Consider the following 13,275-nt stretch of genomic DNA (forward strand, 5'->3'; position numbering starts at 1 on the left):
GTGATCGGTCACTTCTGCTCACCCGCGGCTGGCACTTCGAGGAGACGACGGGCGAGGACGTGCGCCTCGTACGGAATCGCGACGCCGCCGGCGGGCGCGCGGGCGCACCAGTCGAGGAGATCGGCGACGGCGTCCGCCGCGGCCGGGCTGATCCGTACGGCGACGGTGTGCGCAGCGACGGCGGGCGAGGAAGGGCGCAGCTTGTCGGCCGCGGCGTGCATCTGCTCGTCGAGGGTGCCGTCCTGCCGGGCCTTGAGCCACGCCGTGAAGTCGTCGACGGCCTCGCGGTCGCCGGCCGAGAGCTGGACGGTGGGGTCGTTGCCGCACACCATGCGGCGCCGGGCGCTCACCGCGCACCGTCCTGGGGGATCAGCACGTTCACGCCGCAGGGCTCCCCCGGCTGCACGTGGCAGGTGCAGGTGCCGCCGTCCGGGAGGTCGTCGGCCGTGACCGGGTGGAAGAAGCCGCGGTCGATGGCGTCCTGAGTCGGAGCGTGGCGGAGGCACCGGAGCGCCGACTCGGCCGCGGACCGGTACGCCACGATCCGGCCCGCCTCGTCCGGCGCTGGGGTGTGCTCGGCCTCGACCGCGTACGTCGTGGTCGACCGCACGATCCGATAGCCGTGCCTGCCGCCGTCGTGCGCCACGCTCCGCTCGAAGTCCTCGCGCACCGCGTCTCGGTCGTCGTCCTCGCTGCTCCACACTTTCCACGTGCCGCGGAGGTGCGTCTGCACGACCCAAGTGACCGACGGTAGGTAGGGCGGCTCTGCCGCAGGCTGCTGCGGAGCGGGATCGGCGACGCGGTACGTCGTGGTCGCCTCTACGACCCGGTATTCCGCTCTGCCGGGTTCGATGCGCGCTGCGCGCTCGTAGGCGATGTACGCCTCTGCCGCCTCCCGGGTCGGGCGCGGGTACGTCGCGCGGTACCAGGCGCCGCGGGGCTCGGTGCGCGTCTCCGGCAGCCACTCGGTACGCGGCGGGTGGGCCTCCGCGCGGGCCGGGGCCAGCGGCGGCGCGGGCTCACCGCGGTCCGCGGCCTCGGCCGACGCGGGCGGCTCCGGCACCGGCTCGCCGAGACCCACCGTCGTCGCGGCCACGTCCAACCACTCCAGCAGCGCCGCATCCGTCAGCCGCGGCTGCGCCTTCAGCGCCTCCACGACCGCCCGGTACAGCGCCATGCTCCCGGCCGCGTACCCGCGGTGCCACCGGCAGTCCCCGACGTCCTGTGACGAGCACGCCCGGCACCGGGCGACGGCCTCGAACTCGTTCACCGGGGCGACGTCGATCAGCAGCGCGGTCTCCTCGGGCTCCTCGTCGGGCGGCAGCGCAACAGCGGCGTCCTGCCGGCCGACGTGGAACAGCCGGAGCGGCCAGTCCTGCGGCAGGGCGCTGATCTGCGCGACGAGGGCGGCGGCGACCCCAGGCTGGTAGGAGACGAGCTGGCGCCACAGCCCGGCCGCCTCGATGACGCGCTGGCCGCGCTTCATGCCGGCAATGAAGCCGGGCACTGCGCTGGCGCCGGCGGCGAGCCCGGCCGCGGACGGCGAGAAGGGCTTTGCGGGCGCGTCGGTGTCGCGGGGCGCGCGGCCCTCCCCGCTCACTGCGGCACCCCCACGAACCCGCAGGCGCCGGAGAGGCACACGGACTGCCCGGACGCGGCGAGGTGCACGTGCTTCCCGGCGTCCAGGAGGAGACCGGCGGCCCACGCCGCGGCATCGGGTCCGGTCGGTCCCGGGTCGGGCTCGTCGGTGATCACGTCGGGGTGCGTATACGCGGGGCCGGCGGGAACCGGGTGCGCGCGGTCGAGGCCGTGCATGGGTTGCTCCTTCATGCGGCGTTGGGGAGTGCGCGGAGGTGGCGGCGGGGCTGGGGCTTGGGCTGGCCGACTCGGTGTGTGGCGATGGCGGCGGCGAGTTCGGCGCGGTGTCGGGCTTGGTCTTCGGGGCTGGTGGGCTCGACGTGGACCGGGGGCTTCGGGGGCTCGGGCGTTTGGGGTCGGGGGCCGCCGAACGTGCCGTCGGGGACGGTCTCGGCGAGGAGCTGCTCGTACGCGGTCATGCGGCGTCGCCTCCTGCGGCCTGGGCGGTGCAGTGGGTGTGTCGGTCGCGGCCGGGGCGGCGGGGGTCGGGGAGCAGCGGGTGGCCGCATGCGGCGCAGCGGGCGACGGCGGCGGGGGCCGCGGCAGGCGGCTCGTGTTGGCCGGGGGGATCGTCGTTCGCCTCGCGCGCGCCCGCGCGGGAGTCTGGTTGCGTTGGGAAGCCAGGCACGTCGTGGTCAAGTTGTGGGTCCCTACCTTTAGGTAGGGGGTACTGGTCCCCCCCGCCGGGGACGGTGTCCGGAACCCGTCCGGGGACGGGCTCCGGGGGCGTCCGCGGACGGGTTCCGGGTGGGGTTGGTTTCCCGCCGCGGACGGGTTCCGGACCCCCGCCGGGGACGGGTTCCGAGGGATCCTGACCCCCGTCCGCGGACGGGTTCCGGTTACCGTCCGCGGACGGGTTCCGGGGCTGCCGCTCCGCGAGGAACTCGGCCATCTCGCGCTCTTTCTGCAGACGTCGAGCGCGCGCCTGGCGAGACTCCCCCCAGACGTGCATGTGCGCGTCCCAATCCGGCCGCTCGAACGGCATGACGAGCTGGTACACGGCGGACTGGTTCGGGCGGCGCTTGCGCTGGAGGAGCCCCACGGCGATCAGGAGCCGTACGCAGCGGGTGACCGTCTCGTCCGTGCACCCGACGATCTTGGAGAGCGTCTCAGCAGACGGAAACGCATTCGACCCGTCGGCGTCGGCATACGTCGCGATCCAGACCCCGACGCCGGCGGCCTTGCACACCTCGGGCCGACGCGCCCGCAACGCCTCGTCCCGGATCAGGTTGATCCAGGCGTTGCGGACGGTCTGCTGGCGGGGGCTGCTGCTCACGGGACCTCGTTCTCTGTCCGATGGGGTGCGGGCTCACGGGCGGCGACCGCGCGGGGGTCCGTTGCAGCGGTGGTCAAGCACGTGCGCGTGCGGGCACGTAGCAGGGTGCGTCCCGCGGTTGATCCAGCGCAGCCGGGGCTCCACGTGCTCTCCATTGATCAGGCACCAGGCGAGACGGTTCGGCTCGACGGCGGCCAGGGCGCGGGCGAGCGGCAGCGGCCGGGCGTCGGCCACGACCGACAGCGCGGCGACGCGGCCGACGAGCTGCCGGAGCAGGGGCGCGCCGCAGCCGCAGGTGCCGCGGCGCGCCCCGTCTCCGGCCTGGCGGGTCGTCAACGGACGAACTCCGCCCGGCGCCGCTCCTCCTGCTCGCGCGCGTGCTTCTTGTACTCGGCCTCGGTCGGGTAGCCGCCGAACGCGCCGTCGAGGACGGCTTCGGCGTCACGCGTGCCCTGGCCGATCTCGTCGAGGGTGCCGTCCATGCGGCGGGCGCGCCACATGGCGCGCTTGGCGTCCAGCAGGGAGGCGGCCTCGTCGTCGCTGCGGCCGACCTCGCAGCCGGTGACGCGGAGCTTGACCTCGGGGGCCTTTTCCTCGCCGTCGGCGTGGCCGGTGTACTGCTTCGAGGTCAGTTCGACGATGGCGACGACGACGCGGCCCGGCTGCTCGAACAGGCCGCGGCGCTGCTCGGTGGACAGCGCGGCCTCGAAGTCGTCGCGGGCGAGCATGTCCCAGGTACGTCCGCCGTCGCGGCTGGTGGCCGAGGCGTCGGGGTCGGTGACGGTGGACGGGATGAGGGCGCCGAGCATCTGCTCACCGATGCCCATGAAGTCGGGGTCCGCGGTGGCGGTCGCGTGCTGGCCGGCGGCCTCGGCGCGGAGGTCGGCGGTGGTGTACGGGCGGGTGCTCAATGGAGTCGCTCTTTCCCATAGGCTTCGGCCGCCTCGGCGGCCTGTTTCTGCACGGCGAATTCGGCGCAGACCTTGTGCGCGGGCTTGCCCTTGCTGTCGCGGAGGGGGGTGTCGAAGCCGCAGTACCGGCAGGGCCGGTCCGTCCATGACCAGTGCTCCAGGCCGCGCCAGTCGAGGACGAGAGGCTGCCCGGCGGGCCTCGGGGCGGGGGCAGCGCGGCGGTGCCGACGGCCGCGGGCGGGCACGTCAGCTCCCCGCCTCGACGGCGCGGGCGTGGAGGATGCGGCACGCGGCGGCGCCCTGCGCGGGCACGGCGCCAGCGCCGAGGACGCGGAGCATGGCCGCGCGGCTGAGCCCCGGGACGTCGGTGACCCAGCCGGCGGGCAGGCCCATCATCCATTCCACGAACGCGGGGCTCAGTCGGCCTCGATGGTCAGTTGCCCCAGGGGCACGACGGCCCGTGATCGCCTCCCACCGCGCGACCGCCGGGGAGAACCGGCCCCAACGCTGCGGGCTGCGTCCGCCAGCGTCTCGCCGTGGCCCCATGCCGGGTTCGCTCCGCTCGACGACTTCGCGTCCGTGGCCGTTGGCGTCGGCAGCAGAGTGACCAGCACCGGCAGCGGCGGGGTGCCGATCCCGCAGCCATGCGCCGCCCGCATCCGCTCCCGCCGCGCCCTCCAGGTCGCCGGGTCCTTCCCGTCGTCGTGGGCGCTCGCGGAGGGGGTAGGCAGCAGAGGCGCCGGCGCCTCGTCGTGTGGCGTAGACGAAGAGCCGTTCACGTCGGTGGGGAGCGCGGACCTCGTCCGCGCGTACAACACACCACTCCGCATCGAACCCGAGGGCGGCAAGGTCGGCGAGGACGGTGTCGAACCCGATTCGAAGGTGATTCGCGACGTTCTCAAAGAACGCGACTCGGGGTCGTAGAACCCCAAGGGCACGGGCGATGTAGGGCCAGAGGTGCCGCTCATCCGCGGTCCCCTTCCTCTTGCCGGCGATAGAGAACGGCTGGCACGGATAGCCCCCGGTGACGACGTCGACGGGCTCGACTGCGGCCCAGTTGGCGGCGGTGAGGTCGCCGATGTTCGCCACGCCGGGCATGCGGTGGGCGATGATCTGGCAGGCCGCGGGGTCGATGTCGGACGCCCAGGCGAGTTCGCCGCCGAACATGTCCGTGACGGCCATGTCGAGTCCGCCGTAGCCGGTGCAGAGGGAACCGATGCGGGGCATCACCGGGCCACCGCCGTAGTGCCGAGCGGGTCGTCGCCGGGGGCCAGGCCGCGGACGACGAGGACGAGCTGCCCGCGCGCCACCTTCCGGCCGAGGCGCATGTCCGGGCCGACGACCCGCGTGTGGTCGTCGTCGTCCAGGAGGCCGGCGTCGACGATGCCGTCCACGGCGGCCTTGAAGCTGGGGTACCAGTTCGCTGGGTCACGGCGGCCGGCCTTGGGCGGGTGGAGGATGCCGAGGATGTGCGCGCGCTGGAACAGCGGGCCGGGCTTGGCGGCGGCGAGGGCGTCCATGAGCGCCGGGCACTCGCTGACGGCCTCCATCGCGGCGCCGCGGATCTTCTTGACGATGCGGGCGCGGCGCGCGCGGTGCTGGCTCTCGTTGGAGTTGATCAGCTCCAGCCCTGCGGGCAGCGCGATGACGTACGGGGCCGCGGGCCCCGCGCCCGGCCGGGAGGCCGGGGCGGGGACCTGAGCGGGCAGCGGGAGCGCGTCAGCCACGACCGCCCCCGGGGGCCTCGGTGTCCCAGATCGCGCGGCACGTGGCCAGCGGGTCAGGGTCGGCCTCGGCTCGCAGCCGTACCAGCGCGTTCGGGTTGATCAGCGGCGCCGGTGCGGGCGGGGCGGGGGCGCTGCTGCCGCGGGCCGCGTACGTGTCGTCCGCGGCAGCAGGCGTACGGGGGACCGGGACGGTGCCGCGGCGGCCGATGGCCTTGTCGAGGCGGGCGGCGAGGGCCCACACCACGACGGCGAAGACGGCGGCGAGCGCAGTACCGGTGAACGCGGTCACGGCGTGCCCACCCCCGCGGCGGGCACGAGCGGCCACGCGGGCTCCACGACCGCGGCCGGGTCCTTCTTGCGGAAGTGCTCCTGAAGCGAGGCCGCTTGCTCCGCGGCCCATCCCACCTGCGCCGTGTGCAGCTCCTCGGGCGTCATCGCGGCCAGCCGCGGGTTCCGCTTGCCGATCCGCCAGGCGACGCGGCACGCGGCGATGGCGTCGGCGTCCGCGGAGTGCGCGTCACCGATGGGCACGTCGTAGTGGGCGCAGAGGGCGGTCAGCTTGCGGGAGCCGCGGCGGTAGGTGTCGACGTGCTTGTCGAGGACGAACGGGTCGACGACGGCCATGCCGCCGGCGGTGTCCGTGAGCGGCGGGTGCCCGAAGCGGCGGGCCTCGCGGTCGAGGACGGTGAAGTCGTAGCGGGCGTTCATGGCCACGACGGGGATGCCGGAGAGGGTGACCTGCGTCAGGGCGGCGAGGATCTCCTGCACGACCTCGGCGAGCGGCTGGCCTTGGGTGTGGGCGATGCCGGTGGTGATGCCGTGGATCTTCTCGGCCTCGCGGGGGATGGTCTCGCCGTCGACGTCGGACAGCCACACGGCGGATGCGGTGGGCTGGCCGCCGCCGCACTGGATGACGCAGGCGGAGACGATGCGCGCGGTCTCGGGGTCCGGGGCGGTGGTCTCCAGGTCGAAACCGGCGAGACGGTCGGCGTGCCACATCAGGCGTCACCGCCGCCGGTGCGCTCGGCGTAGATGCGGCGGCCGAGGTCGTCGAGCGTCTCCGGCTCGCCGACCTCGTTCTGCACCTTCCGGCCGAGCATGCGCAGGTTGGCCAGCTCGTAGCTGATCTGCTGCAACCGCCCGGGCGAGGTGCCGCGTTCGAGGATCTCGTCGCGGTACGACTCCGGCGTGCGGGCCGGGGCCTCGACACCGCGCTCGATGCGGTCGGCGTCGGGGTCCCGCTCGCCGGTGGGGATGAGGCCGCCGTTGAGGAGGAGGTTGCGCAGTGCGACGGTCTGCGCCTTCGTCGTGGCCTTGTCGGAGGTGTCCAGGGCCTCGCCGGCGGTCTGGGCCTCGATGACATCGCCCGTCGGGCCCATGATGTGCCAGGTGACGGTCACGGAGCACTCGCGCATGGTGCTGCCGCTCTTGGTGTTCTTCGTGCTGTACGACGTGTCGGTCCTGACCGGGATGACGTTCACGCCGTGCTTGAGGGTGACCGGGCCGAAGTACTGCACGACGGTGTCCGCGGCGCGGTAGTTGTACCGGGTGTTGCGGTGGTCGTCGTACTCCGAGTCCTTGCCGATGGCGCGGATCTCGCGGCGCACGCGCAGCCACGCGAGGTGCACGGGCACCATCTCGGGGTCGTCGTCGCCGGGCTCGTAGTCGGCCATCGGGTCGGGCAGCGGCGGGCTGTCGGCGTCGGCCGGCCGGTCGTGCTGGTCGTCGAGTTGGCGGCCGGCGGCGGCTGCGGCGTTCTCTCGCAGGCCCATGTCAGGCGTCCCCCTTGGTGTGGCGGAAGTCGTTGGAGATGTCGAGGCGCTCGCCCGGCGCGCAGCTCACGACCGCTTCGTAGGCGTCGGGCCAGCGCTCGGCGAGCTGCTCCAGGTCGACCGCGGGGCGTCCGGCGGTCGGTTCGATGGAGTAGGCGCGCTTGCCGCCGACGAGCGCGGACTGGGCGCCGCCGAGGGCGGCGAGCATCCGGGCCTTGGCGGCGTTCTTGCGCTTCTTCGCGGCGGACTCGGCCAGCCGCTCGCGCTCGTAGTCGTCGAGGGCGTCGAGGGCGTCCTCGTGGCGGTCGACGTCGACCGTGCCGGAGCGCTCGGGGTGCAGTCGGCGGTACAGCTTGGCGAGGACTTCGCCGTCGCCGGTGGCCGGCGGCGGCACCTCGGCCTGGACGTGCTCGGCCCAGAACCGGTCAACGGCCGTGGTGATGTCCGCCATCACCTCGCCGTGCTGGTCGGCCCGCACGGTGCCCTGGTGGTACTCGTTGCCGCCGATGAGCACGGCGTAGTGCATGTGCTCGTAGCCGTTGACGACGATCTGCCAGAGCATCTGCGCGAGGACGTCGTCCGGAGGCCCGGCGTGCCACTGCGCCGCCTTGAACGCGCTGCGGGTCTTGACCTCCAGCGCGCACGGGCGGCGGTCCTCGGCGAGCGGGCACTCGGTCACCCGCCGGTCGAGCGTCGTCATCCAGTGCGGCCGGTCGGCATGCGCGACGAGGCCGATACGGCGGATCACCGAGCGGTTCCGCATCGCCCAGACGCGGGCGACGGTCTCCTCGTGCTGGTTGCCCCAGAACGCGGGCTCTCCGGCGTCGTCGTCCAACTCGCCGCGCTTGTCGAGGTAGACGTGCAGCGGGGTGCGCTCCTTGACCACGCCGAGGATCGCGGGAACGTCGGAAGAACCGATGCCGTGGCGGCGGGCGGCGAGCCAGTCCGCGCGGTCGGCGTCGGCGGGGAGGATGAGGCGGCCGGTGGGGGTGACCCTCCGGCCGGCGGCCGGGGCCGAAGCCCCGGCCTGCGCGGCGATCGTCATCCGGCATCACCGCCCAGCTCGGCATCGATCTGGTCGCGAAGCTGGTTCAAGAGCGCAGTGCGACGGGCGGCTTGCTTCAGCAGGACCGCACGCCGCTCAGCCTCTTCAGCGGCGATACCGCTCGGGCCTGGCTGTAGACCGAGTGCTACGTCGAGCGTGGTCCCGAACATCTGCGCCATGGCCACGGCCTCGTTGAGCTTCACGGGGCGCTCGCCGCGCTCGGTCTTGGTGATCTGGGACTGCATGAGGCGCAGCCCCGCGGGGATCAGCGCGTGGCAGAGTTGCTTCTGGCTGAGGCCGGCATCACGACGCGCGCGGCGTAGCCAGTCGCCGAAGTTGGCGTTCATGTCCTTCACAGCCGTCCACCGCCCTGGCGGAAGAACCGGCGGCGCGGCTGGCGGTGCTGGCCGCCGTCGTCGAGCCCCGCGTACCAGACGAGGGCCAGGCCGACGACAGCCACACCGACGAAGATGACGACGATCCAGTTCACGAGCGGTCACCGCCGCTCTGTTGCGCGGTCCATGCGGCAGTGCGCGCGCGGTGGACGTCGTGACGGCGCTCGCGGGTGCCGCCGTGCGAGGTGCACGGCGCGCCGGCGGGGGACCCGCAGAGGGGGCAGGCGACGCGGATGGCGGGCAAGTCCGCGGCGGGCGCGCGGTCTTCGGCGGCGCTCACCGGTCGGCCTCCCGGTCGTACTCGGTGGCGATGGCGACGGCGGTGACGCTGTATCCGGTGCGCTCCTCGTCGCCCGGGGTGGTGCCGACGACCCACAGTTCCTCGGTCCGCTCGTCATCCGGGTCGGGCCGCCACTCCAGCTCGAACACTTCGCACGGGCGGGGCTCCACCTCTCGGGCCTCGGTCTCGCAGTGCTCGCGGGCGACGGCGCGGGTGGTGTAGCTCTCCATCGGGGTGATCTCGTGCTCGTACTCGGCGCGGAACACCTCGACCGTGGGCGCCGCGTTGGCCTGGGTGATCCCGCCCGCGTCGCCGCGGGTGACCTTCCCGGCCTCGGTCGTCGGCGAGTACGGCAGCGTCACGCCGAGGTGCTCGGCGACCAGCTCCCACACCGCGTGCCACGCCCGCTCCTGCGCCAGCTCGACCGGCGTGCCCTCCTGCGGGCACGGCTCGGTCGGCAGCAGCGCCCGGAGCGCGGCCTCGACCTGCTCCAGCTCCGCCACCCGGCCCCGCAGCCGCGCACATTCGATCTCTGCGTCCAGCAGTCGCCGAAGCACCGGACCCATCCGCTCACCCATGAAGGCGGCGAGGTTCATGCAGTACCAGTCCTCGCGCTGCGTGGAGCGGTCGTGCGCAAGCCGGTTCCGGACCGACCCGCCGAGCTGCACGAGCAGCGCGCCTGTCGCGGGCTTCGCGTCGCCGAGGCACTCGGTCAACGCGACCCGAAGCTCACGCGTGAGGTCACTGGAGGCGGTCGCCTCCAGCCTCCGCAGCCGGTCCAGATCGGCCGCCGTCTCCGGCGACATCACCATCCGCGCCGCGTCGATCGCGAACGCGATCCCCATCGGCGTCCGCCGGCCGTTCTCCTGCGCCCGCAGGATCACGTCCGCCAGCGCGGACACCGCGCGCGTCGGGGCGTTCACGCCGCGACCGCCTTCGCCACCGGCGCGGGCATCGTGGCGGTGATGACGACGCGCACGTCCTGCCAGACCGACCGGAGCCGGTGCGGCCGGAGCATCTCGCCGCGGAACTCGTAGTCGCGGCCGGGCGCGATCTCTCCGCCCAACACCTCGGCGAAGGCGGTGAGCTTGTCGAAGGTGGAGCGGTACAGGTGGCCGCTCAACTCGCCGGTGTACTGGTCGACACACCACTCGGCGGCCGGCAGTCCCGGGAACTGCTTCAGCAGCTCGACGAGCGCCAACGCGGGCCCGAGCTGGGCGCTGGGGGTGAGCGGCTGTACGGCCCGCTCGGTAGTCTGAGTGCTCACGGGGAGCCTCGCTTTCTCAGGTGGGGAGGTGCTGATCCGTGGGGGTCGTCGGGTCCAGCCGGCGGCCCCGTCGGCTTGGTGGGGGCGGGGACCTTCAGGCGCTGGCCGCGTTGTCCGCGGCGGACTGCTGGTCCTGGGCGATCCACTGCTTCACGCGGTCGAGGTCGAAGCGGCGCCCGCGGAACGGGGTGTCCTCGACGGGGCACCCGCGCTTGACCCACTGGTCGACCGTCCAGTTCGAGACGCCGTAGTACGCCTCCAACTCCGCCTGCTTGAGCAGCGGCTGCAGACCGTTCGGGAGGGCCTTGCGGCGCTCGGCGAGCGTCTTCCTGGCCATGGGGTTTGACCTTTCAACTGTGTCTGTTGAAACTGAGGGCAAAAAAAAGAGCCTGTGGAGCGGCTGATCCAGGGCCTCGGCGATGAGCCAGGCCGTGCGCAGCCGGCAGGAGTCCGTAGCGGTCTTTCCGACGCCGGTCAGCTTGCCGACCGTCGCCGGGCTGATTCCGCGCCCGGCGGTGTCGACTCGTCGCGTGGCCTCCGCGAGTTGAGGTCCGGTCACTCCCGCCGCCGTCATGGCGTCGCGCAGTGGCTGACCCGAGCCCTTGCGGAGGAGTTTGTGCATGTTGACCTCGTGCCGGTTGGTGATGGTGCGGCCCGACTGGCGCGCTGACACATTTCTACAGTGTGAGTAGCGACCAGCGCAAGGGAGTGTCGCCAAGTAATCCCCAGTCTCGGGCGGGGTTGCGGAATGCGAACACACGTTCTAGCGTGGGTCAGATTGCGCCGCGCCTTCTACTTTCACTTGCGAAAAGTAGAACAGTGCGGGCAGTCTGGCACTGTGACGAGCGGCCGGGAGCACAGCGAGGATCTCGCGGATCTGATCCAGTGGATCAAGCAGGCGACGGGCGACAACGAGAGCGCCATCGCCCGCCGCATCGGCGTTGCCCCCGCCACCGTCAACGCCTGGGTACACCGGAAGCGCGGAACAGGAAGAGGGCCCAACCGCGAGAAGCTCCGGGGGCTCGCGTCGGAGTACGGCATCCCGGAGGACCGGGTGTTCAAGGCCGCCGGCCGCCGTACGCCGGGCCCGCTCTCCAAAGACGCCGAAGAGCGCATCCTCTTCCTGTACCGCGAGCTGACCGCCGAGCAGCAAGAGGCGAAGGTGCTCGAGATGGAAGCACTGGTACAGCACAACCGTTCTGGGGCGCAGGGAGTCTAAACGGAGGTGTGATGTCACTCTCTGTAGACAATCGCGGAAGTTACTGAGCAGAAAGTATCGGCGCAACTATCTACAGCGACCGCCTGCGCGGGTTACCTTCGACCCCACGTCCCCGGAGTCCTCCCCCTCCGGCCACAGTGAGTCCGCCTGCCCTGGGGGATAGATGTGCGTCCGCGTCCTACGTTCCGCCCTCGTAACCGCGCCCTGGGTCCCAGAGACGCGAACGATCACCGTCCCGGCGCTCCTCGACGCTGAGCGCACCCTACGCGCCGTACGCGGCGTTCTCGCAGAACTCGGTGTCGAGCAACCCACCTTCGGTGCAGTCTGCTGGTGCGGGCAGCCCGTGGCGGTCTCCACGGACGAGCCCCGTGTTCCCAACCAGCGACGCTCGACGGAGGTGGTGACTCGTGGCGCCTAGGCCCACGAACAACCCCAGACAGATCAGAACGAAGTCCTGCGGCTGCATGCTCTGCATGGAGAAGTACCCGCCCGAGAAGCACGGTGAGCGCAGGCGCAGGCGCGACTGCATCGGCAGTTGGCAGGCCCGCTACCGCGACCCGTCCGGGAAGCAGTGCTCCAAGAACTTCCCGAGGAAGAAGGAGGCAGAGGACTTCCTCGACGACGTCCGGACCCGCGTCCGCCGGCGTACGTACAACGACCCGAAACGCGGTGAGATCACTCTCGCCGCCTGGTGGGACCTGTGGTGGCCGGCGCAGCCGAAGAAGGCTGTGACAACGCGGAACAGGAAGCTGTCCAACTGGTCCACCCACATCGAGCCCAAGTGGGGCAAGTGGCGGCTGTGCGACCTGGAGTACATGGAGTTGCAGCACTGGCTCACGAACGGCGTGCCAGGGCACCACACCCGCAAGAAGGTGCTGGAGCTGCTACGCGGCATGCTCCGCGACGCCGTCCGCGACGGGCAGCGCATTCCCTTCAACCCGGCCGCCGAGCTTGAGCTTGAGGCCACACCGAAGAAGCACGCCGACGAGTTGCGGCCGCCCACTCGCGAGCAGTGCGCGCTCATCCGCCAGCACACACCCGCGTACTACCGGCCGATGCTCGTGTTCCTGGAGCAGACGGGTCTTCGGTGGGGGGAGGCGACCGGGCTCCGTTGGGAAAGCATCGACCTCGAGGCTCAGCACCTCAAGGTGAAGGAAGTGCTCAGTGAGGACAACGGGCGGCTGTTTCGGAAGCCTGCGCCGAAGAGCGGGGCCGGCTTCCGCACCGTTCCGCTGACTCCGGAGGCGGCGGACGCCGTTCGCGTGATGGTGGACCGATGGCGGCCTCGGGAGACGGCGAGCCCCATCTCAGATCCCTACGATCTCGTCCCCGAGGAACTCGTCTTCCGCGGGCCGCAGGGCGGCGTGCTGACGCGGCACAACTTCCGCCGCACGTGGGTACCAGCGATTCAAGACGCTGGCCTGGCACGGAAGGTGGTGAACCCCGAGACCAAACGGACGGAGTGGTGGCCTCGGGTTCATGATCTGCGGCATGTCTTCGCCACGTGGTTGAAGGACTTGGGGGTGCCGGAGAAGGAGGTACAGACGGTCATGGGGCACGATCGTGGCTCGAAGGTCACGTGGATCTACCAGCACTCGCCGGAGGATGTGGCGGCTCAGGTGCTGGCGCTCATGGCACCTGGGCGGGAGCCGGGTGTTCGAATGTTGCGGGCCGTGTGACGGGCCGAGTCCACACGGAGTCCACGAAACCCCCTTGGGGATCCTGGGCGACGCTTGGTGAGGCTG

General features: G+C 72.1%; 19 protein-coding genes. 2 read left to right on the top strand and 17 right to left on the bottom strand.

What is annotated here, in order from left to right; translation table 11 throughout:
• Positions 1-8 precede the first annotated feature (8 nt).
• The 17 genes from DMB38_RS12925 to DMB38_RS36815 form a co-directional block, all read right to left on the bottom strand.
• Positions 9-350: a hypothetical protein gene (locus tag DMB38_RS12925; protein ID WP_125935313.1), complete on the bottom strand. Its 342-nt coding sequence runs from the start codon at positions 348-350 to the stop codon at positions 9-11.
• Positions 347-1,600: a hypothetical protein gene (locus tag DMB38_RS12930; RefSeq protein WP_125935314.1), complete on the bottom strand. Its 1,254-nt coding sequence runs from the start codon at positions 1,598-1,600 to the stop codon at positions 347-349. The genes DMB38_RS12925 and DMB38_RS12930 overlap by 4 nt, the downstream gene beginning before the upstream one ends.
• On the bottom strand, positions 1,597-1,815 hold the full coding sequence (locus DMB38_RS12935) for a hypothetical protein (protein ID WP_125935315.1): 219 nt from the start codon (positions 1,813-1,815) through the stop codon (positions 1,597-1,599). Before DMB38_RS12935 ends, DMB38_RS12930 begins: the two co-directional genes overlap by 4 nt.
• A gap of 11 nt (positions 1,816-1,826) precedes the next feature.
• Positions 1,827-2,057 carry a hypothetical protein gene (locus DMB38_RS12940; RefSeq protein WP_125935316.1) on the bottom strand — a complete coding sequence of 77 codons (231 nt, stop codon included), beginning with the start codon at positions 2,055-2,057 and terminating at the stop codon, positions 1,827-1,829.
• Between the two features lie 890 nt (positions 2,058-2,947).
• Entirely contained in the window at positions 2,948-3,250 is a 303-nt protein-coding gene (locus DMB38_RS12950; RefSeq protein WP_125935318.1) for a hypothetical protein, read from the bottom strand.
• Entirely contained in the window at positions 3,247-3,825 is a 579-nt protein-coding gene (locus DMB38_RS12955) for a hypothetical protein (protein WP_125935319.1), read from the bottom strand. Before DMB38_RS12955 ends, DMB38_RS12950 begins: the two co-directional genes overlap by 4 nt.
• Positions 3,826-4,071: 246 nt before the next feature.
• Entirely contained in the window at positions 4,072-5,052 is a 981-nt protein-coding gene (locus DMB38_RS12965; RefSeq protein ID WP_125938992.1) for a DNA cytosine methyltransferase, read from the bottom strand.
• A complete protein-coding gene (locus DMB38_RS12970; RefSeq protein WP_125935321.1) occupies positions 5,052-5,552 on the bottom strand; it encodes a hypothetical protein in 501 nt (166 codons plus the stop codon). The genes DMB38_RS12965 and DMB38_RS12970 overlap by 1 nt, the downstream gene beginning before the upstream one ends.
• Positions 5,545-5,841 carry a hypothetical protein gene (locus DMB38_RS12975; protein WP_125935322.1) on the bottom strand — a complete coding sequence of 99 codons (297 nt, stop codon included), beginning with the start codon at positions 5,839-5,841 and terminating at the stop codon, positions 5,545-5,547. Before DMB38_RS12975 ends, DMB38_RS12970 begins: the two co-directional genes overlap by 8 nt.
• Positions 5,838-6,551, bottom strand: a complete 714-nt coding sequence (locus tag DMB38_RS12980; RefSeq protein WP_125935323.1) for an exonuclease domain-containing protein — start codon at positions 6,549-6,551, stop codon at positions 5,838-5,840. Before DMB38_RS12980 ends, DMB38_RS12975 begins: the two co-directional genes overlap by 4 nt.
• Positions 6,551-7,324, bottom strand: coding sequence for an ERF family protein (locus DMB38_RS12985; RefSeq protein ID WP_240662164.1), 774 nt, complete (start codon positions 7,322-7,324; stop codon positions 6,551-6,553). The genes DMB38_RS12980 and DMB38_RS12985 overlap by 1 nt, the downstream gene beginning before the upstream one ends.
• Position 7,325: 1 nt before the next feature.
• The gene (locus tag DMB38_RS12990) at positions 7,326-8,369 is read right to left on the bottom strand and encodes a YqaJ viral recombinase family protein (protein WP_125935324.1); all 1,044 of its coding nucleotides are present in this window, start codon (positions 8,367-8,369) and stop codon (positions 7,326-7,328) included.
• A complete protein-coding gene (locus DMB38_RS12995) occupies positions 8,366-8,716 on the bottom strand; it encodes a helix-turn-helix transcriptional regulator (RefSeq protein WP_240662698.1) in 351 nt (116 codons plus the stop codon). Before DMB38_RS12995 ends, DMB38_RS12990 begins: the two co-directional genes overlap by 4 nt.
• Before the next feature lie 5 nt (positions 8,717-8,721).
• Positions 8,722-8,859, bottom strand: a complete 138-nt coding sequence (locus DMB38_RS36105; protein WP_164715977.1) for a hypothetical protein — start codon at positions 8,857-8,859, stop codon at positions 8,722-8,724.
• Positions 8,860-9,040: 181 nt separating this feature from the next.
• Complete coding sequence (locus DMB38_RS13005) at positions 9,041-9,967, bottom strand: hypothetical protein (protein ID WP_125935327.1); 927 nt, start codon at positions 9,965-9,967, stop codon at positions 9,041-9,043.
• Positions 9,964-10,311 carry a hypothetical protein gene (locus tag DMB38_RS13010; RefSeq protein ID WP_125935328.1) on the bottom strand — a complete coding sequence of 116 codons (348 nt, stop codon included), beginning with the start codon at positions 10,309-10,311 and terminating at the stop codon, positions 9,964-9,966. Before DMB38_RS13010 ends, DMB38_RS13005 begins: the two co-directional genes overlap by 4 nt.
• 94 nt (positions 10,312-10,405) lie before the next feature.
• Positions 10,406-10,984 carry a hypothetical protein gene (locus DMB38_RS36815; RefSeq protein ID WP_240662166.1) on the bottom strand — a complete coding sequence of 193 codons (579 nt, stop codon included), beginning with the start codon at positions 10,982-10,984 and terminating at the stop codon, positions 10,406-10,408.
• 165 nt (positions 10,985-11,149) lie between these two features.
• Here DMB38_RS36815 and DMB38_RS13025 point away from each other — a divergent pair, with 165 nt between their 5' ends.
• On the top strand, positions 11,150-11,530 hold the full coding sequence (locus tag DMB38_RS13025) for a hypothetical protein (protein ID WP_206337687.1): 381 nt from the start codon (positions 11,150-11,152) through the stop codon (positions 11,528-11,530).
• Between the two features lie 473 nt (positions 11,531-12,003).
• Positions 12,004-13,209 (top strand): site-specific integrase, encoded by a 1,206-nt coding sequence (locus tag DMB38_RS13035; protein ID WP_125935330.1) that lies wholly within the window; start codon positions 12,004-12,006, stop codon positions 13,207-13,209.
• The last annotated feature ends 66 nt before the right edge of the window (positions 13,210-13,275 follow it).

The organism is Streptomyces sp. WAC 06738, from assembly GCF_003945505.1.
In the GTDB taxonomy this organism is placed as follows: Bacteria; Actinomycetota; Actinomycetes; order Streptomycetales; family Streptomycetaceae; genus Streptomyces.

What these genes read in the sequence shown, in the direction of transcription:
- DMB38_RS13035 (WP_125935330.1), top strand. Translation starts at nt 12,004, where the DNA reads ATGGAGAAGTACCCGCCCGAGAAGCACGGTGAGCGCAGGCGCAGGCGC.
- DMB38_RS12940 (WP_125935316.1), bottom strand. Translation starts at nt 2,057, where the DNA reads ATGACCGCGTACGAGCAGCTCCTCGCCGAGACCGTCCCCGACGGCACG.
- DMB38_RS12985 (WP_240662164.1), bottom strand. Translation starts at nt 7,324, where the DNA reads ATGGGCCTGCGAGAGAACGCCGCAGCCGCCGCCGGCCGCCAACTCGAC.
- DMB38_RS12965 (WP_125938992.1), bottom strand. Translation starts at nt 5,052, where the DNA reads ATGCCCCGCATCGGTTCCCTCTGCACCGGCTACGGCGGACTCGACATG.
- DMB38_RS12980 (WP_125935323.1), bottom strand. Translation starts at nt 6,551, where the DNA reads ATGTGGCACGCCGACCGTCTCGCCGGTTTCGACCTGGAGACCACCGCC.
- DMB38_RS12935 (WP_125935315.1), bottom strand. Translation starts at nt 1,815, where the DNA reads ATGCACGGCCTCGACCGCGCGCACCCGGTTCCCGCCGGCCCCGCGTAT.
- DMB38_RS12990 (WP_125935324.1), bottom strand. Translation starts at nt 8,369, where the DNA reads ATGACGATCGCCGCGCAGGCCGGGGCTTCGGCCCCGGCCGCCGGCCGG.
- DMB38_RS12995 (WP_240662698.1), bottom strand. Translation starts at nt 8,716, where the DNA reads ATGAACGCCAACTTCGGCGACTGGCTACGCCGCGCGCGTCGTGATGCC.